We start from the raw sequence: 23,970 nt of genomic DNA, 5'->3' as shown, positions 1-23,970 counted from the left end.
TCTCCCCCGATCAGTGATTCGAACCCTCGGAGATAAGGGATTCGAACATAAAGTGCATAAGAAATCAACCCAATTTTTGCCCTTAAACAGGGATTTTATAACTTCGCATAAAAATCGATTTATTCTTGATTGATAATCAGCTAGTTAGACAAGTTTTTACGGGAATTTTTGAGCTGATGTCGTGAATCGTGGAAGTAATTTTTGAAACCCTATAACTTACTGCTTAACAGTTAGTTAACTACTAGGTTTCAAATCCTCTCTCAGCAAGACATAATGCCAAAAACATTCAAAACCCCATTTAAAACATTCAAACAGGATTTTGAATGTTTACGGCGATGATCTCCAACATTTGACCGTGTAAAATGAATGGACAAAACGCTTTTGCCGGGAATGTAAGGTCCAACCCACAGGATATTGCGCCGATCGTACGGAGATATCCTTGCAGATTTTCTTTTCCAACTTTCAACCCAGAATATTCAGCGCTTTCCTTTTAAAGGTGCGGCTTTGCCAAATGGAGGCAGCCGCTGGCAGGTTGTGAAGGTTCATTTGGGGCTGAAATCGGTCAGAAAGTTGTTGATGAAACCTTTTAAGCAATGTCCCCGATAGGATTTATTTCATCAACAAACTTGACGAGATCCGCTAAGGTAAAAATTCCAGACCCCGCCGGACCCAGCGTTGGGACCCACTCCGGTTTTCGTGCAAGGAAAGAGCTTGAATCCGCCTCTAATAGTCCAATGAGAACTTCTGCGACAATTCTGCTTCCTACCTCTCCGAGGCGGGTGCTACTTCCCTGAATTTCAGCCTCTTTTAAAATATAGTACCAAAGTGGTGTCTCTAAATGTAAGTCATGAGCCTTCGCCACTGCTCCATCTGCACCCGTGGCTATTTGATCGGGGCTCAGTGGCGTGAAGCCCATAAATCTCGCAATGCTCTGGCCGGGAGGCAATCCCATACTGCTGCCACGCTTAAGGTTTCTGACAGCCAGACTTCCTAATCCGGGAATGTCATGGAGTTGAGGGATGATCTGAGGGTTAATTCCCCGGCTAAATTCCGGCTGTATCTGAGGGTCTATTTCCAAAAAACGCCTCCAGTCGATGATCCAGTCGCTGGGTATTGGTACGGCACCCTGAGGATTGCGCGTTGATAATCCGCTAAACTGAAATAATAGGCCCAATGTTGCCGGCGTAACAGATCCAGGTCCAAATCCAAAAACACGGTTGTAGTTATAGGCTTCCCGGACCATACTGTGACCAAACCGGTAAGCCGCGACCGAAAATTCCACAGGAATGAATGGCTGTCCGTTATTGACGTTGTAAAACCTTCTGCCATTCACAAGCACATCATTCAGTTGTGCCGGATCCAGGATCCGGGGCAGGAAATCGTGCAGGACAATCCATTGGTAGTGCCAGATCACTAAGTCGCGCGCTTCTTCAAAGGTCGACTTGCGTAACGGCGATTCTCTCGGAATCGTTTTATTCAAAAGCCCTTCCACAACTTTATTGTGGAATTTGAGAAATGTCAGGTGCAATTGTGCGACAGCCAGGTTCTCATCGTTCCTGGGGTCTCCAATTAATGCGAAACCTTCCGAATTCCGGGGGAGATCGTGCGGCAAACTTACTGGAACGGAAGGGTCTCCACCCGGCGCTAAACTGCTGGTTGTACCTATCAGGAAGCGGTCGTTGTTACCCCTTTGATAAAGAAAAGGATTGGCAACCGGTCCTGAACCATAGAGTGAGTCAAGGTCCAACATGGGCGTCCGGAAGTTCATTACTGCCAAAGGGTCGACGAGTATTTCCTGGAGAGAGGTGGTGTCTAATGTAATATCATGGTCAAGAAACTGTCCAAAATACGTATATGCCGCGGGAAGCGTCGGGTTGTCCCCGTCAGGGTGGTCGACAGGTCTTCCCGCTTCATCTACAGTAGCGGTGTCAATCATAGCGGCTCCCAGTGCTTCGAGACTCGGTGCGGGCGGGACCAAAGATTTTAACAAAGGAAACATTCTTCCGAACTTTCCTGTCTGAGCAAATTGGCCTAATGGCTGGTATTCTTCCGTTCGTGTACCAAATCCATGGCCCCTGATAATCCGTTTCTCATTGTTTCCAATAGGTACCCCGGTTGATTTTTTGTTCGGATCCTTTACGTCTTGTGCTGGATTGCTCATGGCGCTTAAATTTCTAATGGTTAAAAAATTGATTTGATATGTAGTTTTCTAAACTGGACCCTGCCTGTATGAAACTGAAATCCAAGAAACCCGCTTGACCGTTTTGGCGCTTCTAATGTAGCTTTACTGACAAGTTTGCCATTTAAGCGAACGGTCACTTCATTCTTAATGACCGAGATCTGGTATAGATTCCAATACCGCCCGGCGGTTGGCTCGCCATCCGGAGCCCAGACGGTCGAAGCCCATTGGCGCGCTGGGGAAATGCCGTATATGGACCCGGTTTTGTATTTTGAATCCCCAAAAACGGATTGCGGGCTCCTGTTCTTGCTAAAGTTCTTTCCCAGGTCGTCGATTTGTATCTCAATGGCGCTCTCGTAAAAGGCGCTAAATTGAGCAGGGTCATTAAAGTCGACAGTAGATGGGTCCGGCATGCGTAAGAGTACGCCGGAATTAGGAAATGCGGGTGTCCGGAATGCTTTCCATTCAACAGACAATTCAAAATCTTCAAGTTCTTCAGGCAGGTAATATATACCGATCCCTTGGTCTGGCTTTGTTTCGATCGTATCAGAACCAACGAAACGGATACCATTATACGGAGCTGTTTTCCATCCGCGATCCAAGCCCAGCGATTCAGCACGAAAACCAATTAATTCGGAAACAGGAGCAGAATAGCCAGCATGACGAGTCACAATGTCCTCAGCGACTTTACGGGCCAGACATAGTCCGGTCAGAACCGGGTTCGCCGAGCCGACCGTTGTAAATAAAGCCTGGTCCGCACAATATGCATTGGTAACATGATGAAAGTGCCCGTTGGCATCCGTAACAGAAGTTTCCGGATTATCACCCATCCAGAGGGATCCCGCTTCATGAAATGTGGTACCAACACCCTGTTGTGTTCTGAATGCGGGAAGCGTATAATCGCCATCGTATGTTAGTGAACCACCATTTGCCAGCGCCTTGGCAATCGAATGCGCCGTGTCGTGCATTTCTTGCCAAATCGGATCAGCAGTGTGGTCCGGATTAGTCTTAAATTGTACCCATGCCCTGCGGTGACCAAATTCGTGGTCAGTGTCGGCCTCTCCTGCAAGATCAATGTAATCGAATGTCGGGTCTTTAATGAGGGATTGTCGCCCGCCTTTTACTTCACCACTGGATCGAAGTACCAGACTGATTGAATCATTGTCGAAATCGTCAGCTATCTTCGACTGAATTTGTAAGTCGGGTACCATCTTGTACATGTTCGAATCGGGGCCGAAACTATTGGTTGCTGCATATAACTGATACTGATAGGTACCATGTTCCCCTTCACACTGGACGTGCAGGGCAGCAAGCTGCAGTACATCCGCTAGTTGCTTACCCGCCCACCTGGTGGCGACAAACTCGGCTAATTTCTTTCGTTCGACCTTGAATTTTATATCCGAGCGCACGTGAATCATCAAATTACGTCCCATGAGTTCCTGGCCGGGATCTTTAAGAAGAGATGATTCCAGGGAAAAAGATTCGAGCGCTAAACGGGTCGATTCAATACTGCTCATAGCCAGCACCACCTGGCAGTGCGAGCCAAGGTTAAGCGTTTTCCGTTCTCCGTTCGTATTAACTACAATGCGATTGACGAGCCTGGTGCCTACTTCCGGGCTTTCCGATCCGGCAGAAGCACACTCCAGTTTGATCACATGCGTTAATGGGACGATACACATCCGCAGGTCAGATGAACGTCCATCGGCGTGGTCGGCCCTGGCGCTGGCCGTTAATGCCGGAACGCTGGAGTATTTATCCAGAGCGAATAATCCGGAAATAAATGATTGAGTCTGTACAGCTATCGGTGCAGGAAGTATTTGGGTAATTCGGGGATCAATTGTCGCTTGCTGGGTCGTCAGGAATTCCCGGACCGCTTCATTTAGGCCGACAGGTTCCAGATTTTCCTGGGTAATGCTGACCGGGTCAAATACGAAATCATCTCCGGGAGCAACCCCGATCTCGTATTCCACCGCCTCATAGGCAGAAAGTGGTTCGCTACGCGAAAGCGTTTTCTTTGTCAGCGGATCAGTGTGCGTGATGGGTCTTGTGCCAACGGGGTTAGTTTTATTCACTTCCAGAAGATAATTTCGAACTTCCTCCGGCCAATCTTTCAAATCGGATTCTTGCAGACGCGGGCACCACCCGCCCCAATAAATCCCCTTTCCGCCAACGCAGTAAGCCTGGCCAACGAATGGTTGATTGCTGCGCCAACCCACGCCCCAGACCAGGTTGCGCGTTCCGGGCTTTGTGCCTGAACCGACATCAATCGGACCGCTACCGGCCGGGTCGAACAACCCCAGGTTCGGGACATTCTGAGTATGCTCAGCAACTACAAATGGGCCGGCTTCCAGAACCAAAACCCGTAATGCTTTGCTAGGATCTCCATTGCCGAAGCGCTCACGGCTCATTTCGAAAATCTTCGAGGCACAGTATCCGCCATACATGCCTGAACCAATCACAACTACATCGATTCCTTCCGGATTGGATGTTGCCTCGTCCCATGTGTTACAGACAAAACGTGGAATAATGTCAAGACCAAATGTCGTTTGCTGAACAACGACCGTATCATTAGCAGGTGTAAGACGGGGGAGGGCCATTTTTTCTCATGAGTTAGAAGTGAAATAAGCGAAAGAGGTAAGCGGTAATACAAATGATAGCAACGCTATCCCGTTACATCAGAGACAAAAAAGGTACCGAATTCAAGGAAGCAATGTGAACTTCGCTACCCGATCACGGGTAGTATTTGCTGGTTAAAAATGACCTTGTATTTTTTGAAGCCATCATTTCCCAGACATTTGTATTTCCAATCGGCTGATTCATGGCCGCTGTTTTGAAAGTATTATAATCGGCTTTTTCTGGTATTATTTGTTCGGTCAGGAAGAAGTCTGTTCCAAACATCAGGCGGTTTTGCAGTACCGGATCTTTCATGTCTTTGAAAAATGCGCAATGTGTAGCCCGATTACCGACAGTATACGCAATATCTGTGTAAACACTGTCGGGGTATTTATAAATAAGCTCTTTGATCTGGGCGCACCAGTTTTTCTGGATCATCCCGTACAATTTCCCCGGAGATTTACCTTCCGACTCCTCCAAAACGTGATTATCACCACCATAATGCGCTAAGCAAATTTTTAACGGCTTCTCTTTATCGGCAAAGTGTTCAAGAATCGACCGATAACTCGCAGGCTCAAGAAAGTAGGAGCAAGTGTTCAAATTTCTCTTATTGTCATTTTGCCCAAAGATCCATTTGAAAACATTTGTTGACTTGTCGGGAGATGGAGGTTGCGTACCATCTCCGAATGTGTCGGCGTACTTTTTGCCCTCGTAAACGTCAATCGGATTCAGGCTACCGTTGACAAAATCGGTATCGTTATTATAAATTCCGCCAAGGTAACTGCAGTGGCTTAAAACCGGGACGCCATTCTCCGCTGCCCACTCAAATGTCTCTTTTAGTTTCTCGTCAAAAGCATAAAACCCAAGACTCGGATAGATTTTCAGACCTACAAATGGATATACCGAACGCTCGGCGCTAACCTGGATTTTAGTTTCAAAATAGCGCTCCACAGTATCCTTTAATTCCTTTCCCGTGTTTTTCCAGCGGGGGTCAATCCCAAGGAAGACCAGGAGGTTGTCGGGATTTTCCTTCTTTACTTCTACAATTCCTTCCAATTGCCCTTCATATCCGGTTTCCGATGGTCCCGCGCCACATTTCTCCATATACATCGTGAGCGCTACGATTTCGAGATGAGGATCGTCGTACTGATTTTTAAGGTTCTCGAAAATCTCGCGTTGGTTTCGACTTTTACCCACCTGTAAAAAGCTGGCATATCGTTTGCCCAGGTTGCCTCCGAACCTGGACAACAGCATTTGAAACATATTCGACCCCGCATCAGTGTTAGTAATACGATCCACTAGTGATGCCGCAAAATCAGGAAGGAAAAGATTAAGAAAATTTTTAGGTGCATTCCTGATATTGAATATGTGGCTATGGACATTGTAGAATTGCATGGCTGACTAGGGTTTAGAAGTGGCCTTTTTTAGCAGATCGAACCAGAAAGGCGCCCCGAAGCTCGCCGCAAAACCTGAAATAAGGATGCCCAAAAATTTAAGCGCGCCGAGCCACCAATTGGATTTCACGTGCTGCTGGAATGTCTTGTCTTTAAATACACTATGTTGAAAACCGACTGGTAATTTGGTTTCTTTGACCAGGCTATCCAGAGTGCTTGCCAGGAGATTTAGTTGGGTATTTGAGACCGTATCACTTCCCCAGTTTGGATTCGCCTTGTAGAAACGGGTTACACCGGCAACTGCCGTAGGGCTATTATTATAGAAATCAAATAATTGAAGACTGTCCACATTAATAAAAATGGCAACGATCGTTCCCAGATAGAAAAGTGTTTCTCTGGTTTTCTTTTTATACCAAAGCGTGAGCCTTTGCGTAAATTCCGTGAACCAATTTTCGAAATATCCGACGAGATAATTGTGGATTTCAGCCTCGTTGATATTTCCATTAATATCTTTAGAGGCTTTCACCTCGGCACTATTCATGCCCTGCCTAAAAAGTGAAATAACGTCACTTGTATTGAGTATGAGTGTAGCATATTTAAAACTACGTAAGAGCGGAGACTGATAAGCGGTAGGCGGCCCCTTGAATGAAACGATTCCACTCTGCACCAAATGAGAACTTCCGACAACTTCGATAAGCGTTTCCGCAAAGAGCTTTGGTGATATGTCGTTGGAAGGCTTCTTTGGGTCGCGGCTAAGCAAATCAATTGTTCCATGGGAATAAATCCCATCGGCCCAATTGATTCCATTAACGTTATCCATGAGCTGCTGATACATATAGTTTTTCATGAACCTACCTCTATCCGCTTTAATTTGAACCCAAGCTTCGAGGATGTAACTACAAAACAATGCATAAAGGGCCCAGCTGATTACGATGGCTATGGCGGTGGAGAGGATGGGGATGTCTGGGAGAGTCATTAGTTTCTCTATTTACCTGTATTTATAGAATGACTGAGGCTATTTTGTACTTCCAATCCACATCCACAAGTATACTGACAATGTATGTTAACTAACTATCAGGAATTGAAAATCTGGATGAAGCGACCTGCTCCGAAAAATGTTGGTTGAGATATTCTAATAACTGGATAAAATTCGGCACCTGTACAGATCGTAAAACATGAACTCATTTTAGTTCATATGGCTATATTGATGATTCAATCGACATTTTTTGATTTGATTGAATCGATTATTTAAACAAGTAAAATTATTAGAATGAATATCCAGCAACGAGACTTAATACAATTCGATTTTTCGGCCCATTTGGTTGATCATTGACATTAAATACATCCGTTATCTGTGTTACAATACCTCCAACTATATCGGTTGGAGACCCCTCCTTTGTTAGAAAAATACCAGCACCAGGGCTATGCGTGGGTAACATCTTGTTGGCGAACTTGCTTCTTGAAAATATTGCTATTGCAGCTCGGCTTTGGAACACCATTGGAAATATTATCCAGTCTACATTTATCTGTGCGTAGCCCAAATTGTCTTGGTACTTGCTCAATGGGCTAAATGCACTAGTCTGTCCTGTTTCTAATTTTCTTTCCTGCCCGCTTTCGTCCTTCAAGATTGTGTAAGTTATGACGTCGAGCTTTGTAAGATTTCCTAAATTAGTTGTTGTTCCAATTGTACCAGAAATGCCAAGAATGGTTGGTGAAGATTCGCATTCTGAACAGAATAGCTTACGATGGCTAGTTCGATTAAACGCTGCTTTCAAACTGACTGCAGTGAACTGCTTTTTCGCTATTTGATCAGCGAATAAATTTGTCTGATCATCAAATAGTTTGCTGGAAGAAAAGGACACAGCTGGGCTAAGGTAAAAATTGTTCCACTTTCCCTTATTTGGCTTTGACTCCCACACAAAAACGCCGCCAACCTTCCCGGTAGGATTGATATTGCCATTTTTGACTACTAATGATATACCTTCTTCTGCCTTAAATTTCGCATCAATTCCCCAATAAAAGGGAGATGAAGATTTGGCCTTAAGAAACGAAATCGAGATGGCTGCATCAGAAGTATTAAACACAATGCCACTTCCGCCGGGCGACATGACCGATGACTCGCCACGGGCATCCTGTACAAAAGACGCTTGGGAATATGCTGAGTTAATTCTAAGTATCGCCATTAGGCAAATAGGTAAACTTGTTTTATTCAGGATCAATAGAAAAGTTTTCATCGCTTTCATTGGGTTTATTTACGTTTGATCCAGTTTGTCCACTTTCATCAAGTACTTTCGTTCCCTGATCTTTGTTTGTGATTCGAAAAGTCCATTTTGTCCCGGATATTGCAAAACAGCCGAGCCTGACATTTAACTCGCCGTCTACGGGAATAGCCACCTCCTCGCATTCCCATCTTTTTAGGTTGTTTGAAACCAGGTTGATCTGTATATTTTCTAAATGGATCTTTGGTGAATGTAAAACACCAACGCCATCTAAAACCACTCTGTAGTTAATTGTCTTCATACTTTTAGTTCTTATTGGTTTAAAAATCGTCATAAAATATTCTTTCGCACGACGCTATTAAGGTTACAGCCCCCTCAAAAAACCAATACTAGGCGTGAAAAAATACTCCCCACCCTTCATTGTTACAAAGTCTCTGAATTCGGTAGGTACATTTTGTCTGTCATCATCGGTATTCCATTGTCCCGGAAGAGATTTTATAGTCGCATTCGGTCCCTGGCCGATAATAGCGTCCTGGCCGACAAAATTCCCTGGCCCTATTTCTCCATGATTTGCCCAGGCTTGTTGGATAAACTCAAACTGTCGTTCAATGCTGCTTTGGTAGCACATAAAGAGAAGTCCGACGCCGTCCTCCGGTTGGTCACTCTCGAGGTCGTGTTCGTCACGGCCAATATCGTTGTAGGGAATTCCCCTTCTCGTTAGCCTCACACTTTTAGCAAAATCGTTTGACACGTCTTGCCGGGGATTGGTAATTCTGATGTGCGCATGGAACGGGCACTTCAAGCCTTGTGTATCATCCCGGTAGTCAAAGTCGTTTTCCAATTGATCCTCCCGGGTAATTCCGAACTCATCGCTATGATTTGTCACAGCGGTACCGTCTTCAAATCGTCCGACAATCTTTGCGCCCGCCAACTCTTTATTGCTTTTACCTCTTCTGTTCAATATCCCATAATCCTCGTCGGAGCTCATGTTGAATTGCATGCTCAGTTCCGTCTCCTTCTCCTTGAATTTTTTGACATTTTGTTCGAGCTTTCTGAATACGAAATAGCTTCCGAATGTCTCGATGTCGACCTGATTAGACTCCGGAACCAAAAGTGTTTTGAGTAGTGCGCCATTGTCGTCCCATTGAGACGCAGGTGAATCGTCATTGGTTAAAAAATTAGGTTGACTAACGCCATCCGCATAACCGAAATGCTCAATGCCAATACCGCTTGCATTACGCAGAATCTTGCCTTTCTGAACAAATACGATAATTGCAAACTCACTTATCTCCCTTATGATTCTGTTTTTTTCAGAGGTAGCAATAGAAATGTGGCTATCTGCAACAATGATCAAGGCGTCAATTTGCTCCAAGAATTCAGGTTCCCACACGCCAAGGTTATCCTCCGTAATGTCTGTTCTGGTTTTCAGACCGTCAAGAAATGCTTTTTCAGATGGGATTTGATTTTCGGGAATTTCCAATGCCCGGTAGCCGGAAGCAGACAATGAGAAATTAAGAAAAACTCCGCCGTCATGCAGAGGGTTTGTTTTTCTTATATGTGAATCTTCCAGCTGCGTAGCAGACGAAGTAACGTTGAAACGAGAAATCCAATTTCTGATGGCTTCTTTCATCTCGGGTTTAAACCGCAGGAAGATGTGAAATGGATGTGTCCTTCCATGGAATTTTAATATGTTTCCCTGCAAATCGCTTAGCAGGTCGAAATGTGTTTGGAGGGAGAGGTCGGTTTCGTTCAATTTTTCGGACATGAGGAGTAATTTTGACTGTTGATAATTGATTTATGTTTTTGTAAATGCCTTATGTGATCCCTTTTAGTCTATACCCGGTTTTAATACACATTTATTATTTACCGGTTGTATTGGGGGATAAAATGCCTTGTATTCGGCGGCATTTCCTTTATTATTTTTGTATCTCAAAGTTCGTGAGTGACAGGCTCGGGCGAAATACCTGATCTTAGTGATTTTGTATCCTATAATCTGGGGATGTTTTCTCTCAGGTATCGTGAAGGATTCCGTAACTTGATAAAAAAACCTTCCCTTCATGAAAAAACTGCTACTTCTGCTTACCCTGTTTGCTCATGCGGGGTTTTCTCAGCCGTCGAGGTTGCACGACCTGGAGGTGGAGTTGGGAAGAGTTCATACCTTACCGCTGGGATACGGTCGGGATACAGTTCAGTTTCGCATACTCAAAGACATTATGAGGTTCTATGCCGATATGAATGTGGACTCTGCTTTTTATTACCGGGATCTGATTATAAAGCTTTGTAATGAAAGAGGTCTGGAAAAAGAGATGATCTACGCTCATCACTACACGGGTGTTTTATACCAGATCAAAAGTGAGTTTTACCAAAGTATCCGTTTCTACTATAAAGCATTATCCCTTGCCGAGAAACTAAAGGAATATAACTCGGTAGCAGCCGCGTACGGCGGCCTTGCGCATGTGTATAGTCGCCTCAATCAGAACAGCCGGGCATTGAGTAGCTGCGAACGCGGCCTGAAAGTCCTTAGTACCCTCCCTGATTCGGTGTCTTACTGGGAGCGGTTATCACTGTTGAATGTTCAGGGGGTGGTTTATCGCAAAATGAACAGACTGAAAGACGCGCTAAAGGCCAATATGGCCATGTATGATCTGGCCAGAGTCAAACCCTATGACCGATGGTATGAGTCTCATGGCTTGCATGCGATTGGCTTGGTGTACAAAGAATTGGGTGATATGCCAGCAGCCATGGATTACCACAAAAATGCGCTCGAAATAGCTCAAAAAACGGGTAGTGTCGAGCTTGAAGGCAATATTCTGGTCAATATCGGAGACCTATACATGCGGCAGGGAAAATGGGTAAAGGCTTCCTTCTACGTCGACAAAGCCCGACGAATGGCTGTGCGCGTCAGGAATAGCGGAATTGAGACCGAGTCGTACGGAAAATTGTATGTCATTTACAGCAAACTCAAAATGCCGGAAAAATCGCTCGGGGCTTTTGAACGGTACCTGTTTCTCAAAGATAGTTTGCTGAGGGAGAAAAGTGAGCAGCGGATCGAGGCTATGCAGGAGCAATACGAAAATGCCAGAAAAACGAACTTGCTTGCCCAGCAGGTTCAACTGATGGCTAAAACGAACGAAAATCAACGCCTGGCGCAAAGTCGGAACCTGCTTTTTTACGGACTTTCGGTCATCGTGCTGATCGCCTGCTTGCTTGTGTGGAACAATAGGCGACTTCAAGGCAAGAACCGCGAACTTGAAAGAAAAAATGCTGAAATAAAGGCCGCACTTTTCAAAGGGCAAACGATTGAGCGTAAACGGGTCGCGTTGGAGCTACACGACAACCTAAGCGGCTTGCTAAGTGCCGTGAATATGAGTGTACAATCCCTGAACCCCCAAAGTCTGACAGTCCCGGAGCAATCGGTGTATCAGAATGTGAAACATCTCATCCAAAACGCCTATGCCGAAGTACGTAACATTTCGCACAATATACTTCCGGCTGAACTGGAAAAGGAAGGGCTTTCGGTGGCTCTGAAAAAGCTCATCGACCGGCTGAACCAAAACCTGCCGCTCGAATTTTCATTGAATATTGCTGGTCTGAATGAACGCCTTCCTGCCGAGATTGAATATAACCTATATAGTATCGCGTTCGAGCTGGTTAATAATGTTGTGAAACATGCCCAGGCTGATTTTGTTGCCATTCATTTGACCCGTACGGATGTCGGAGTCGATCTGTCGGTAACCGATAATGGAATCGGGCTTGGACAACATGACCCAAAGCAGGGTGTAGGGCTGCAAAACATTCGTACCCGTCTCGAAGCTCTTGGAGGATACATAAATGCCGGCCCGGGAATTGAGGGGGGCACAACAATGGATATAAAAATTCCCATCGAGGCAGTTCGCGTCAATGGGAATAAAGTTAGTTAAGGCCTTACTGGATCCATACCAGGGGGTTTGAGTTGGGAGAACTTCGTAATAGGTTGGCCGGTGGCAGAGTCCCGGAATGCAAATTTATCCACGGTTGTGTGATGTTTGAACCATGCTTCGTCGAATGCAGCGACCATATGGATTACGTTGGATCCCGGAGTACTTACCAGGCTGTCAAGAGGATCTTCAAAGCGTAGACCCCTGTTTAACGGATTCATACTTTGATCCAGGATCACGACTTCGATCATTCCATCTGGTTGCTTATTAATTTGTGCTTCACAATTTAAAGTTAGATACCTGTACTTTGCCATAGTCGAGTAGGGTTAAAGTGAATAATGATTATATGATATGAAACTTCAATGCATATTTAACCAGTCCGATGGTAGACTGTACTCCAAGCTTTTGCATGAGATGTTTACGGTGTGTTTCAACAGTGGTGGGCCCAATAAATAGCTTTTCAGCGATCTGCGTTCCGGAATATTCCTCAGCGATCAGTTTCAATACTTCCAGTTCCCGTTTTGTAATGGATATTTTCTGCGGTTTGTCGACCTCTATCGAGAAGTCGAGGGCGGTTTCGTTTGCCAGTGTCATAAGAACCTTCTCGCTAAAAAATCTGGTTCCTTTCATGATCATATTTAAGGACGTTTCCAGCTCCTCGCGGTCAGCACTTTTGAGTACGTAGCCGTCAGCGCCCGCACGAATGGCCTCTTTAATTGCACTGGGCTGGTCAGCGACAGTGAGCAGGCAGATCTTTACCTGAGGGAAACGTTCCCTCATTTTAAGAGTCAATTCAATACCACCCATGATCGGCATTTGCACATCGGAAACAACAAGGTCGATATCAGGTTCTAATTCCAGGGCTGTTAATATTTGCTGCCCGTTTGTATGCTTCGAAACGACTTCCACTCCCTCCATACCTGACAAAAGCAGGCAAAGACTGTCGAGCACAATTCTGTGATCTTCGGCTATCAGAATACGCATGAGTATTTATTCAGGGATTAAATATTTCTAATCTTAAAAATATATCAGGAAGCAGATCCATATAGATCAGCTCAGAAATACCAGATTTGACGGGAAGTGGGTTAATAGTAAATAAAGCATAATCCTTCCTTAATCTCTCCATTCGACGTCGTAATAATTTGCCTAATATTTCAGTGGCGGGAAGATTTATTTAATAGTATAACAATCGACTGTTTTTCTAAATCCTAAAATTATAGGATGCAAAATCGTAAGAACAGGGGATTTTCGCCCGATAGTGAATTCTTCACCTTTGTAATGTTCTAGGGAGTGTAAGAAAACTTGCAAGCCTGATAGCACACAGTACATATTCAATAGTCTGACCCACGAATATGGGAATCAACAAGGAAGACCTTAATTAACAACTAACATAAACCATGCTGACATGTGGACGCTTGGCCGGACTTGGAATTTCGGACTTGACTAATTGCCAGTAGCAATCATCTATGCGAATTCTTATAGCCGAAGACCACCGAGCACTGTTGGATAGCCTGGCACGTCTGATATCGGGTTTTGAAGGGGTAGAGGTCATAACCAAACACACCAACGGTCACCAGGTATTGACGGCATTGGAAGCAGATCCCGATATCGATCTTGTCGTATCCGACCTGAAAATGCCTGTAATGGGAGGAATCGAACTGACGCTTCAGATAAAGGAACGTTTCCCGGGGGTAAAGATATGTTTGCTCACGGGCGCTGACGAGCCAGACCTGATCAAAGAGGCGATGCGCGCCGGAGCCGACGGTTATGTTTTAAAAGATACGGAGCTTGGCGAGCTTGAAACAGCCATGAACCTGATTGTCGCAGGTAACAAGTTTTACAGCCCGGAAGTGTTGAACCTCCTGGCAAATGACCAGGAGATCGAGTTTGTTCCTGAAACTGACGATTTTTTGAAGATAGCGATCACTCAAACGGAAATGGATGTGTTGAAACTGATTGCACAGGAATTCTCGGGTACGCAGATCGCGGAAAAGTTATTTATAAGCGCAAATGCCGTGGAGACGCATCGTAAGCATCTGATGCAAAAGCTTGGTGTGCAATCAACCATCGGACTTGTTAAATATGCTGTTAAAAACAACCTCATTAAATAATCCTCTCACTTTTAACTACAATTCAAACTATGTCAGAAACAGTAAAGTACGTTCTTTTGAAAGGCCGCGCCAAGATGGGCGTAGCCACGGACGGACGACTAACCCTCACGATGTGTGCCCAGGATGGTACCCCTTACCCAGGCACCGAACCTATTTTCTTCGCTATTCCGGGGACAACAGTAGGTGTAGTTCCCGAGGATCCCAAGGTTCCAGCAATCGCATCTCCGCCTTTAAACCCGCCAATCAACTTTTTGGACATCGAGCTGTTGGCGCAATTCAACCAAAAGGATTTTATCCGTTATCAGCCGCTTTGGGACATAATCGCCCCAACACTAACGTGGGCCACTGCGCTGATACCCAATCAGCACAATATGCCCAACATGAATCCCACCGGCCCTCCGAAGCCATGACATGAGATTTTTCAGGAGTTGATCGGATTCCCATTGAAGCTAACCGTTTCAATGGGAATTTTTATGACTATCCGTGTTCCTTTCCCAGGAGGCGGTGTGCTGGTAAACGTCCCGCCCAATGATTCCAGCCTTGTCTGGATGTTTTGCAGACCAATCCCCCTTTTAACTTCACTGTTCACCATGCCGATTCCGTCGTCGGTAACTGCAATGTCGACACCGGAATCCGTTCGGCGCAGACTGATGCCTACACATGAGGCCCTGGCATGTTTGATAACGTTATTGATAAGCTCAAACAGAATACTATATACGTTGAATTCGATTTCCACTGGAAGCCTGTTATCAAGTCCTGAGATCGCCAGGGAAAATTGCAATGGAGAATTTTGATTTAACTTACCTACCAGTGAGGCCAAAGTGCTGACAAGACCTTCTTTTTCCAAATCGGCGGGCAGGATATTATGAGAAATGTTACGGACTTCGGCGTAAGCGTTCCGGACAAGGTGTTTGACATTTTCATAAACTGACTGTTCGGATTCTGACAAATGCTGAGGATTAATATGCTGCATGGTCATATTTACCGCGCTAAGCAGGCTGCTGAGGTTGTCATGCAATTCGATAGCAACACGCTTACGTTCAATCGTCTGTCCTTTGAAGAGTGCTTTTTTTATTTCCTCATTCTTTCTGATCAGCTCATGGTTTGCCTGAAGCAGTTCTTCTGTCCGTTCTTCGACACGGGTTTCGAGGGTTTTATTGATGTCTGCAAGCTCTAATCTGGCGGTTTCCAGCAGAACCTTTTGCCCATTGATTAGCGCGTTTTTTGCCTGTAATCTTCGGTTATTCCAAAAAAGCAGGCCGGCAATGATAAGTATAGAAATTATTCCGACGAACAATCCGTTACGGGTTCTTTGATTTGCTAAAAGCTCCACCTGTTTCTTTTGCAACTCGTTAGTTTTCTGGACATTGTCGTACTGGGCCTGTAACGTTTCGATCCGATGATCTGTTTTTTCTTTTGACAGGCTATCTCGCAATAGGACAAAGTTTTCGTACGAATCCAGCGCCCTTGCGGGTTTATTCATTTGCTTGAATATGTTGTAAAACGTTTCAAAAGCTTCTGCTTCGATGCTGCTATTGCCCACACGCCTGGCTGTTTCCTTAGCGATATTGCAATAGGCCAGGGACTTTTTCCAATTTCGTTGGCTTAAATAAAGTTTGCTGATATTGAGTAAGATACTTCCTTCCAGATCGACGCTCCCGGTTTTGCGGGCGAGTACCAGTGCATTCCTGAAATAGTTGAGCGCCTGCGGCATGTCATTCATCTCTTTGTAAACCCAGCCAATGGCATGCAACCCTTGCGCTTCGTACCAGGTGTGATGGTCCCTGACAGCAAGTTTATAAAGTTCCTGGTTGACCCTGAGAGCCTGTTCCAGTTTCCCCTGTTGCCGGTAGATGGCACCCTGCACGTTAAGGATAGACGCCTGTACATAAGAATCCGGGTGTTTGCGCAGGACGGCAAGCCCCTGTTCGCAGAATTTTGCGGCCTTGTCGAACTCCTTGAGGCTCGTATACGCGTGTGCGAGCCAACCGTAGGAAGCCGCCATCCGGGTGTATTGCCCTAGTTTTTCGGCAACAGGGAGCGCCTTGTAATGGAATCGGATACTTTGATGATAGTCCCCACGCACCTGGTAAAGGTAACCGGCATACTGGTAAGCGTAAATTAAGTGCTCTTCTAATCCGGGTTTTTCGCTGAGTGCAATCAGCAGTTGGTTGTAGTGCGAGGCTGAATCTATGTCTACATTTACATATGACCTCATAACGGCTTTCAATGCATTGCAGGTAAGGGTGTCTCTTGCGAACCCCTCAGGGCGTTGTTTAATTGCCATCAATTCTTGTTTCAAACTATCGATGGCAGGTACCTGAGCATAACATATCCGCAACAGCAGTAGCAAAATAAGCAGCAGTTTTTTCATAGAGGAGGATTTAAGTAAACTTAACCAGGATATTGCTATTTACCAAGGGTTAATATCCTTAAATTATAGGATGCAAAATACTACTAGTCAGGGATTTAACCTGGCATAAAATGTGCCGACCTTTAAGACCTGAGTTCTTCATTATTTCTATTTCTGAATAAATATTCTGCACACCATTTCAAGTGCTATTACAATCCTCCAAAACCTAAAAGATATGGATCGGGAAACCACGCCATTTTCACTGGGCAGCTTTTTTTCTTTTGACCGGAAGCAAGTCATTATTCTGGTGACAATTGTCTTTATACTTGTTACCGGAGCACTTTATTCTTTTCTCTACATACCGTCCAATCAGCGGAGTGTTGAAGCCCTCCGGTTCCGGGCAATTCAGAATATCGATCGAAATATCAATAAGAAGATAGAGAACTCTGTTATTTTGATGAATCAGTTGTTGATCGCCTACCGACGAAGACCGGAGCCTGTTAAGGCGTATATCGACTCATTTCCCAAAACCAACTTTGAACTGTCCGATATTCAGACGGATACAAAAGGAGATAGTCTGTTGGGTATTTTATTTGATGGTGAAAAAGTGCAGATAAAGCTCCTGAACGATAGTTTGAGCATCGAAATGAAGTATACGCTTCCCAAATTTATCGAACCCTTGCTTTCCAAAGAGGCATTTGACAACTATCTGATCATCGGAAACCGCGGGGAAATCATTTATCAAACTTTTCCGTGCGGTGCCACCGAGCTTTGCGAAGATTCACTTCAAAAGAATTGCACACCATTCGGGGACAAACCTATCCGAAATATTCGTCTTGGGGGTACAGATTACAAAATGTTTCTTCAGAAAATCAAGCTTGGCCCCAATAATTCGGTTACCATTGCCGGATTATTAAGAAAACAGAAATACCAGCATTTGAACACGAGCTTGCCTGAGAAAATCGTGGTATCCATGCTCTTTGTATTGCTGGCGGTTATTCTGTCTCTTCCCTGGATTAAACTCTATCACATCGGTAATCAGGATAGGTTGACAGTGTTTGACGGACTGTTTGCATTTGTTTCATCACTGTTGCTGATCGCCTTTCTGGTGTTTGCATTTATGAATTACAACGGTCCTATGCAGCCAGCCGATGCCTCCTCCAATGTTAGCAGTAAAAATCTGGCGAACAGTTTGAAAGCTGCATTTAAAACGGATATCAGGAAGGCCATAGGCGCACTTTCCAGGGTTGATTCATTACGAATCAAAAATAAAATACTTGGTAATCTTAGGAATATTTCAAAGGATATAAGCTACCAGGACTCGACAGGCACTCGCAGAAGTGGCGTCAGGCCGACTATTGATTTAATACCCGACCTTTTGGCTGGACTGGATGTTGCGGAAGTTTTTTGGCTTGACCGTACCGGGCAGGAAATATATAACTATAACAAAAATGAAAGCGCGCCCTCGGCAAGTTATGCAGATCGGAGTTATTACAGACAGTTGGCAGAAAACCGGCCCTATTGCCTGAAAGATGGCAAAACTCCCTGCTTTGGCCTTGAACAGGTAGTCTCCTGGACGACGGGTAGTTTTGTAACGGTGGTTTCGAAGTCGGTCCCGGTGAAGGATACCGCATCTTATGCGGCAATTGCATTCAATCCCAGGAGCGTTACTAACCCCCTTTTGCCTGCTGGCTTTACATTTGCGATCACTGATCAGCTGGGAAATGTGTTGTATCACTCCAATCCGTTTAAAAATCTAAACGAAAACCTTACTGAGGAATTTGCAGACGCAAGTTTGCTCAGGGAAGCACTCCGGGGAAACGCCGAAGTTTCCATTCATACGAAATACAGCGGGACGGCATGTAACGTATACGTCTCACCGTTTGGCGATTTGCCGTATTACATGATTATTTTTGATGATACCAATTTTACCTCTGTGAGAGGCACCAAAGTTTTCGTGTTCACTTTTACGTTGCTGCTTCTTTTCTTTGCTTTTCTTGTTGTTCACTTTCTGGTCATTTATCTCCTTTATCAGCGTCCGAGCTTCCTGAAAAAGCACTATTTTGACATTACCTGGCTTGGTCCGAGTGTGAAATTCAAGCCACGATACTTATTGGTTTTGGGGCTTAATTGCTTCATTATACTGTTGCTCCTTACATTCGCTTATTTTACGTCTTTTTTGCAATTTCTTTTTATTTTGCTCCTTTCTGCCACAGCTAGTTCGATATTTTTGAATAGCCAATATAAAATGAGCTACTTCAAGACAGAAAGTGAAAAGTTCAGGCAAAAAAAGAAAGCGATACAAACTCTTTGGGGCATTATGGGGCTTATCGTCGTAGGAGCGATGGTGAATACCGATTTTGATCACTTTTTGTATTTTGGAATGATAACTGCCGTTTTTTCGTGGAGTTATGTAAAGTATACTTCCAAGGTAAGACAAAGACGTTTGTTGATCCTAATAGCGAGGTGTTTGCCCCTAAGTCACTGTTTTACAGCGATGGTGTCTTCGCGCCTGATCATCATGAGTGCTTTACCGGTGGCCTATTTTTTTATTGCTTCATACAACTATGAGTCGTCGCTGATCGGCACTTATCGTCACAGGCAGTTTCACGACGAATTCATCCGGCGCAACGCTACAAGTCCATTCGTGAAAGATGCCAACATGTTTTACGACGAGGTATGGATTGCCGGCTCAACAAAGCCGGATATGGAGAAATCCGAAGTAGAAGGGACCGCAAAGTGGCTATTTGAAAAACTGACCGGATACATAACTCACGATGGAGAAACATCCTATTCCGGAGCGCAGAATGCAGCCGGGTATTCGCTGTACAATGAGGGCATTACTATTACGACTTTCCCCGGAGAAGATCTGATCTTTAAAAGATTGGTTACCGCGCCTGTGAATTATAAATTTCCGACCGTAGTCAGAAATGGCGTTGTCGACTGGAAGGGGATTTCTTTTTGGAGTATTTTCGTTGCTGCGCTGGTTTTATTTGTTTTTCTGCTGCATCGTGTCATCAGAAAACTATTCGCACTCAATCTTCCCAGACAAACCGGATGGGATATAATCGATAAGCGGCTGCTTTTGGATAATAGTCTGAATTCGAGATTGTTCTTTATTGGCCCCTGGGGCTCTTCCATACTCCAGCTGATTGTTCAGGAAATCGATAATGGTCGAATCAAAGGATTGGAAGATGAGGTCCTAACGCGTGCAAGTACATACATAGCGGACATGCTCGCGATCCCTGAAAATGAAGAAGACGCGAAAAAAGATTCCGCCTGGTTGGATATCCAGACAAATGCCGTCAACACGCTTTACAAGCTGATCATCGTAAACCATTTCGAATATGACCTTAAAAGTGTTAACACGAATAGAATAAAATTGAATTTCCTGGAACGCCTTAAGCAAAGAAAGGACTGCAAAATCATTATTGTGTCAACAGTGCACCCGGTTAATTTTCTGGAATCACTAAACCAACTTGAGAACAAGAAGCCGGTTGGTGAACGGCAACCCGAGCACGATCTGGAACGTTGGCATACATTGCTTAGCCACTTCAGAATTATCGTCAAAGGGCTTAGGGATATTGGCAGATTAAACAGTTTTACAACTCCGGCCTGGGAGAAAAGCCTCAAATCTGAATTGCGATTTGGAGAATTCCTGCACAGCATGCAGGGCCAGGCATTGACAGCATTGAAAACATTGCCAGAAAAACAATTCGAAAACCTTAAGGGCGATTCCTTAGCTTTCAAAATGGAAATAACGTCGCACTACTATTATATGGGCCTGTGGCAATCACTCACCAAAGAAGAGAAGTTCCTATTGTATGACCTGGCAGAAGACGGATTGGTCAATCCTTTTGATGATTATAACTTGACACTCCTCATTCGAAAAGGTCTTATTTTACAAGACGACGGAGGGTTGCGGGTTTTCAATACGGGCTTTCGTCATTTTATTCTGACCGCTATCGGGACCAGCGAGGCATTAAAAATCCGCAGCCAGATCAAGGACAACGGCACATGGAACAGTCTGAGGATACCGTTAACAATTTTGATAGTGGCGGTATTTACATTTCTGTTCGCATCCCAGCAGGAAGCATATGAAACCCTGTTGAAATACTTGTCGGTACTTACCATTTCAGTTCCCGCGGCGTTGAAATTCTTTGCCATGTTCGAGAAGACGCCTAAAAGCGAATAATAATGCGACATCATGACCATGATACCTTACAGTAGAATACCGTTAGGTCAAGGTTAGAAGCCAATGGGATAAAAAGGCCATGGAAGATTTTGCGCGCTGGTGAAAAGCGGCGGATCGTTTTCAAGAAATCGGTTGAAACCCCCAGCTGTCGCAGTCGCACATGATGCGTACCAGAGAGGAGTATTCGCTGAGAGAGATGGTGATGACAGACGTAAGCCGGACGTCGGTAAAGCCCGGATACGACCGCTGTGCATTCGCTATCGCCTGCGATCCGTCCGGCGCGTCTGACCGCTCATAGAACATTGTACATTGGTAGCGAAGGTTGTCCCCGCCTGTCGCCGAGAAGTTGAATTGCAGATATTCCATGCTGAAAAGTGATTTAACGGAAAATGCAGCAGGTTTGAAGAAATACTGGTTTCGTCGAGCATGCGGTTAGGGAGATTTAGTATCCGGTTTGGCACAGTTTTTGAACTACCTCGCATAATCCACATATCAAACCACTTCAAACTTAAAAATCATGAGAAAAATCTCTTTGCTTGTTCTTCTGTCGGTGTTCAGCAGTGCGGCGTTTGCACAGTCGTTTTCCATCGGCCCGAAAGCCGGCGTCAATATCAGCAACTATACCGGAAGTGATATTGAATCGGATGCCCGCGTGGGGTTCCATTTGGGCGGGATCATGAACTTTGGGATCGGGCAGGTGTTTTCGATCCAGCCCGAAGTACTGTTTTCAACGCAGGGCGCCAAGATCGACGATGGTACCAAAAGGGAATTTAAGACGAGCTACGTATCGGTTCCGGTCATGTTGAAATTCCGGTCCAAAGGCGGTTTTTTCTTTGAATTCGGGCCTCAGGCATCGTTCAAAACCGGCGAGGACATACCGGATCAGACGATCGACCATTTCGCTAAAAACCTCGATCTGGCAGGGGCTGTCGGATTGGGTTATCAGGCCAACTTCGGACTAGGTATCGGAGCGCGCTACATTGCCGGGTTTTCCAAAGTAGGGGATTTTGATGAGACCGCAGCCATGAATCCCGACTTCAAAAACAGCGTGATTCAGTTCAGCTTGTTCTTCGCGATCCCGGCCCATAAATAGCCGTTCGCTAACAGAAACCAGAATAGCTTTGAGGCAGGGGAGACCCTGCCTTTTTTATTTGCCGGTTTACGACGAAAGCCCTATTTGCTTCAAAAACTGCTCGCGATAATTGCTGCCGATCGGTATCTCAGTGCCTTGAATAAACACCCGGTTGCCCTCAATGTGGTCTATTTTTGACTTATTAATGATAAACGAGCGGTGGATACGCAGGAACTTCGATTTGGGCACCAATTCCTCAAAACCTGAAAAGGTCATGGCCGGCAGTAGCGTGTGTTGGATCGTCTTCACTTTCGTGTAATTCCCGTTCGCTTCGGCATACAACAGGTCATCGTGTGAAACTTTGTAAATCTTACCGTCAGACCTGAGGAAAAGGAAGTCGTCATCCTTCGATTCACTGGTGTCGGCAAATGTATTACCTGCCATTTGTAATTTTTCCATGGCTTTATCAACGGCCACTAAGAATCTTTCGAGGGAAAATGGTTTGAGTAAATAATCGCAGGCGGCCAGGTCAAATGCATCGACGGCGTATTCTTTGTAGGCAGTCGTAAATATGATTTGAGGTGGTATTTTTAGTGTTTTAAGAAATGAAATCCCGTCCATAACAGGCATATTGATGTCCAGAAACACAACATCCACTTTTTGCTGCATTAGCAGAGCCCTGGCTTGGAGCGCGCTGCCGCATTCGCCCACCACGCGCAAATAGGGCAGGTGCGCGCAATACGTGCGTATAATGTCCCGCGCGATAGGCTCGTCGTCGACGATCAGGCAGTCGGCTTGTATCATATCATCGGAGGTTCAGGCGTAAATTGACGGTGTAATAGGTTGCTTCGTTTTCAATTGCCAGATCGTGCTGGTTGGGGTACAGCAATTGCAGTCGCTTCTTGACATTCGCAAGGCCGAAACCGCTATGTTTTTCCACCGTTGGCTCATTGGTAGCAGAGCGACTATGCGAATTTTTGAGGTAAAAAAGGATCGAGTTTCCCCAGATTTTCAAACGTATCTCGATAAAAACTTTGGGCTCCACTGTATTTTTCGAATGCTTGAAGGCATTTTCAATAAAAACGATGAGCAGCATCGGGGCAATGCGAATATCGGTGCCAGTAATGCTTTCTATGTCTGTTTTCAATTCCAGCCGGTCGCCGATCCGAAGCTGCTCGAAATCGATATAATTGTGAATATAAGCCAGTTCGTCTTTCAGCGGAACATAGGTTTCATTCGCTTCGTACACCGAATACCGCAGTAAATCAGACAGTTTCAGGATCAGCTGTGGGATTTTTTCGTGCTGGGTGATCGAAAGGCCGTACATATTATTCAATGTATTGAACAAAAAATGCGGGCTCAGCTGCGATTGCAGTAAATGCAGTTCGCTCTGGCTTTGTGCGGCCTGTGTTTTTGCGGCTTCCAGTTCCTTACGTGTGCTCATTCTGAATAGTTTAACAAGCGACCCGGTGCAAAGTCCGATCGTCAGAAAAGGTATCCAGTACAACAGCAGATTAATGCCCGGGAAGTCGTGAAACTGGAAATCGGCATGGATAAAAAGCCATACAAAACAGACGGCAATGGCAATTGCAAGTCCGTTAAGTACGTTTTTGGGGATCTCGCGCCGCCTCGCCGACCAGATAGTGGCCAAATGCCGACCAATGTAAATGCAGCCGAAAATGACAAGGGTAGCCGCAGTAGCGACGGCCTCGTCGTGAGCGGCGCCTATCATGTTAAGATAGGTATCGATTCCGAAAAAAACAGGCACGCAGGCTGCTGCGGTGAGCACCACGTAAATGCCGGTTTGAGCCGCTTCTTTATTACTGGTGTTGAAAATACTGTTCATGGATCCATTCGGTTAATGCCCTGACGTTGCCTGCAAATATGCTTTGCCGGGGTCTGGAATCCCATTTTGCG

At 45.1% G+C, this 23,970-nt stretch carries 17 protein-coding genes; 5 read left to right on the top strand and 12 right to left on the bottom strand.

What is annotated here, in order from left to right:
- Window positions 1–586 precede the first annotated feature (586 nt).
- From AAHB90_RS23650 to AAHB90_RS23620, 7 genes are all read right to left on the bottom strand, one after another.
- Window positions 587–2,161 (bottom strand): peroxidase family protein, encoded by a 1,575-nt coding sequence (locus AAHB90_RS23650; protein ID WP_342087718.1) that lies wholly within the window; start codon window positions 2,159–2,161, stop codon window positions 587–589.
- 20 nt (window positions 2,162–2,181) lie between these two features.
- On the bottom strand, window positions 2,182–4,776 hold the full coding sequence (locus AAHB90_RS23645) for a family 16 glycoside hydrolase (protein WP_342087717.1): 2,595 nt from the start codon (window positions 4,774–4,776) through the stop codon (window positions 2,182–2,184).
- A gap of 133 nt (window positions 4,777–4,909) precedes the next feature.
- Window positions 4,910–6,046 (bottom strand): amidohydrolase family protein, encoded by a 1,137-nt coding sequence (locus tag AAHB90_RS23640; protein WP_342087716.1) that lies wholly within the window; start codon window positions 6,044–6,046, stop codon window positions 4,910–4,912.
- A gap of 147 nt (window positions 6,047–6,193) precedes the next feature.
- Complete coding sequence (locus AAHB90_RS23635) at window positions 6,194–7,162, bottom strand: hypothetical protein (RefSeq protein ID WP_342087715.1); 969 nt, start codon at window positions 7,160–7,162, stop codon at window positions 6,194–6,196.
- Between the two features lie 289 nt (window positions 7,163–7,451).
- Window positions 7,452–8,420, bottom strand: coding sequence for a hypothetical protein (locus AAHB90_RS23630; RefSeq protein ID WP_342087714.1), 969 nt, complete (start codon window positions 8,418–8,420; stop codon window positions 7,452–7,454).
- Window positions 8,392–8,706 (bottom strand): hypothetical protein, encoded by a 315-nt coding sequence (locus AAHB90_RS23625; RefSeq protein WP_342087713.1) that lies wholly within the window; start codon window positions 8,704–8,706, stop codon window positions 8,392–8,394. Before AAHB90_RS23625 ends, AAHB90_RS23630 begins: the two co-directional genes overlap by 29 nt.
- A gap of 63 nt (window positions 8,707–8,769) precedes the next feature.
- The gene (locus AAHB90_RS23620; RefSeq protein WP_342087712.1) at window positions 8,770–10,035 is read right to left on the bottom strand and encodes a Dyp-type peroxidase; all 1,266 of its coding nucleotides are present in this window, start codon (window positions 10,033–10,035) and stop codon (window positions 8,770–8,772) included.
- A gap of 427 nt (window positions 10,036–10,462) precedes the next feature.
- Here AAHB90_RS23620 and AAHB90_RS23615 point away from each other — a divergent pair, with 427 nt between their 5' ends.
- Window positions 10,463–12,325 (top strand): tetratricopeptide repeat-containing sensor histidine kinase, encoded by a 1,863-nt coding sequence (locus AAHB90_RS23615; RefSeq protein ID WP_342087711.1) that lies wholly within the window; start codon window positions 10,463–10,465, stop codon window positions 12,323–12,325.
- A 339-nt stretch (window positions 12,326–12,664) separates the two neighbouring features.
- On the opposite strand, the gene AAHB90_RS23610 is transcribed toward AAHB90_RS23615, so the two are convergent.
- Window positions 12,665–13,306, bottom strand: coding sequence for a response regulator transcription factor (locus AAHB90_RS23610; RefSeq protein ID WP_342087710.1), 642 nt, complete (start codon window positions 13,304–13,306; stop codon window positions 12,665–12,667).
- Window positions 13,307–13,788: 482 nt separating this feature from the next.
- Here AAHB90_RS23610 and AAHB90_RS23605 point away from each other — a divergent pair, with 482 nt between their 5' ends.
- The gene (locus AAHB90_RS23605; RefSeq protein WP_342087709.1) at window positions 13,789–14,433 is read left to right on the top strand and encodes a response regulator transcription factor; all 645 of its coding nucleotides are present in this window, start codon (window positions 13,789–13,791) and stop codon (window positions 14,431–14,433) included.
- 29 nt (window positions 14,434–14,462) lie between these two features.
- On the top strand, window positions 14,463–14,843 hold the full coding sequence (locus AAHB90_RS23600; protein ID WP_342087708.1) for a hypothetical protein: 381 nt from the start codon (window positions 14,463–14,465) through the stop codon (window positions 14,841–14,843).
- Between the two features lie 11 nt (window positions 14,844–14,854).
- On the opposite strand, the gene AAHB90_RS23595 is transcribed toward AAHB90_RS23600, so the two are convergent.
- Entirely contained in the window at window positions 14,855–16,807 is a 1,953-nt protein-coding gene (locus AAHB90_RS23595) for a tetratricopeptide repeat-containing sensor histidine kinase (RefSeq protein WP_342087707.1), read from the bottom strand.
- Window positions 16,808–17,021: 214 nt separating this feature from the next.
- Here AAHB90_RS23595 and AAHB90_RS23590 point away from each other — a divergent pair, with 214 nt between their 5' ends.
- Window positions 17,022–20,981 (top strand): cache domain-containing protein, encoded by a 3,960-nt coding sequence (locus AAHB90_RS23590; protein WP_342087706.1) that lies wholly within the window; start codon window positions 17,022–17,024, stop codon window positions 20,979–20,981.
- A gap of 120 nt (window positions 20,982–21,101) precedes the next feature.
- On the opposite strand, the gene AAHB90_RS23585 is transcribed toward AAHB90_RS23590, so the two are convergent.
- Window positions 21,102–21,347, bottom strand: a complete 246-nt coding sequence (locus AAHB90_RS23585) for a hypothetical protein (RefSeq protein ID WP_342087705.1) — start codon at window positions 21,345–21,347, stop codon at window positions 21,102–21,104.
- Between the two features lie 151 nt (window positions 21,348–21,498).
- Between AAHB90_RS23585 and AAHB90_RS23580 the strand changes: the two genes are divergently transcribed.
- Window positions 21,499–22,074: a porin family protein gene (locus AAHB90_RS23580; protein ID WP_342087704.1), complete on the top strand. Its 576-nt coding sequence runs from the start codon at window positions 21,499–21,501 to the stop codon at window positions 22,072–22,074.
- 66 nt (window positions 22,075–22,140) lie between these two features.
- On the opposite strand, the gene AAHB90_RS23575 is transcribed toward AAHB90_RS23580, so the two are convergent.
- Both AAHB90_RS23575 and AAHB90_RS23570 read right to left on the bottom strand, forming a co-directional pair.
- Entirely contained in the window at window positions 22,141–22,857 is a 717-nt protein-coding gene (locus AAHB90_RS23575) for a LytR/AlgR family response regulator transcription factor (protein ID WP_342087703.1), read from the bottom strand.
- A gap of 1 nt (window position 22,858) precedes the next feature.
- Window positions 22,859–23,899, bottom strand: coding sequence for a sensor histidine kinase (locus AAHB90_RS23570; RefSeq protein WP_342087702.1), 1,041 nt, complete (start codon window positions 23,897–23,899; stop codon window positions 22,859–22,861).
- Window positions 23,900–23,970: the final 71 nt, after the last annotated feature.

The organism is Dyadobacter sp. OTU695, assembly GCF_038440355.1.
GTDB lineage: Bacteria > Bacteroidota > Bacteroidia > Cytophagales > Spirosomataceae > Dyadobacter.
This window is presented reverse-complemented; position numbering and strand designations above follow the sequence as displayed.

Excerpts from the sequence above, each read along its gene's own strand:
- AAHB90_RS23580 (WP_342087704.1), top strand. The coding sequence starts at position 21,499 with ATGAGAAAAATCTCTTTGCTTGTTCTTCTGTCGGTGTTCAGCAGTGCG.
- AAHB90_RS23570 (WP_342087702.1), bottom strand. The coding sequence starts at position 23,899 with ATGAACAGTATTTTCAACACCAGTAATAAAGAAGCGGCTCAAACCGGC.
- AAHB90_RS23600 (WP_342087708.1), top strand. The coding sequence starts at position 14,463 with ATGTCAGAAACAGTAAAGTACGTTCTTTTGAAAGGCCGCGCCAAGATG.
- AAHB90_RS23595 (WP_342087707.1), bottom strand. The coding sequence starts at position 16,807 with ATGAAAAAACTGCTGCTTATTTTGCTACTGCTGTTGCGGATATGTTAT.
- AAHB90_RS23640 (WP_342087716.1), bottom strand. The coding sequence starts at position 6,046 with ATGCTGTTGTCCAGGTTCGGAGGCAACCTGGGCAAACGATATGCCAGC.
- AAHB90_RS23590 (WP_342087706.1), top strand. The coding sequence starts at position 17,022 with ATGGATCGGGAAACCACGCCATTTTCACTGGGCAGCTTTTTTTCTTTT.
- AAHB90_RS23615 (WP_342087711.1), top strand. The coding sequence starts at position 10,463 with ATGAAAAAACTGCTACTTCTGCTTACCCTGTTTGCTCATGCGGGGTTT.
- AAHB90_RS23635 (WP_342087715.1), bottom strand. The coding sequence starts at position 7,162 with ATGACTCTCCCAGACATCCCCATCCTCTCCACCGCCATAGCCATCGTA.
- AAHB90_RS23630 (WP_342087714.1), bottom strand. The coding sequence starts at position 8,420 with ATGAAAACTTTTCTATTGATCCTGAATAAAACAAGTTTACCTATTTGC.
- AAHB90_RS23645 (WP_342087717.1), bottom strand. The coding sequence starts at position 4,776 with ATGGCCCTCCCCCGTCTTACACCTGCTAATGATACGGTCGTTGTTCAG.
- AAHB90_RS23575 (WP_342087703.1), bottom strand. The coding sequence starts at position 22,857 with ATGATACAAGCCGACTGCCTGATCGTCGACGACGAGCCTATCGCGCGG.
- AAHB90_RS23585 (WP_342087705.1), bottom strand. The coding sequence starts at position 21,347 with ATGGAATATCTGCAATTCAACTTCTCGGCGACAGGCGGGGACAACCTT.
- AAHB90_RS23620 (WP_342087712.1), bottom strand. The coding sequence starts at position 10,035 with ATGAAAGAAGCCATCAGAAATTGGATTTCTCGTTTCAACGTTACTTCG.
- AAHB90_RS23625 (WP_342087713.1), bottom strand. The coding sequence starts at position 8,706 with ATGAAGACAATTAACTACAGAGTGGTTTTAGATGGCGTTGGTGTTTTA.
- AAHB90_RS23605 (WP_342087709.1), top strand. The coding sequence starts at position 13,789 with ATGCGAATTCTTATAGCCGAAGACCACCGAGCACTGTTGGATAGCCTG.
- AAHB90_RS23610 (WP_342087710.1), bottom strand. The coding sequence starts at position 13,306 with ATGCGTATTCTGATAGCCGAAGATCACAGAATTGTGCTCGACAGTCTT.
- AAHB90_RS23650 (WP_342087718.1), bottom strand. The coding sequence starts at position 2,161 with ATGAGCAATCCAGCACAAGACGTAAAGGATCCGAACAAAAAATCAACC.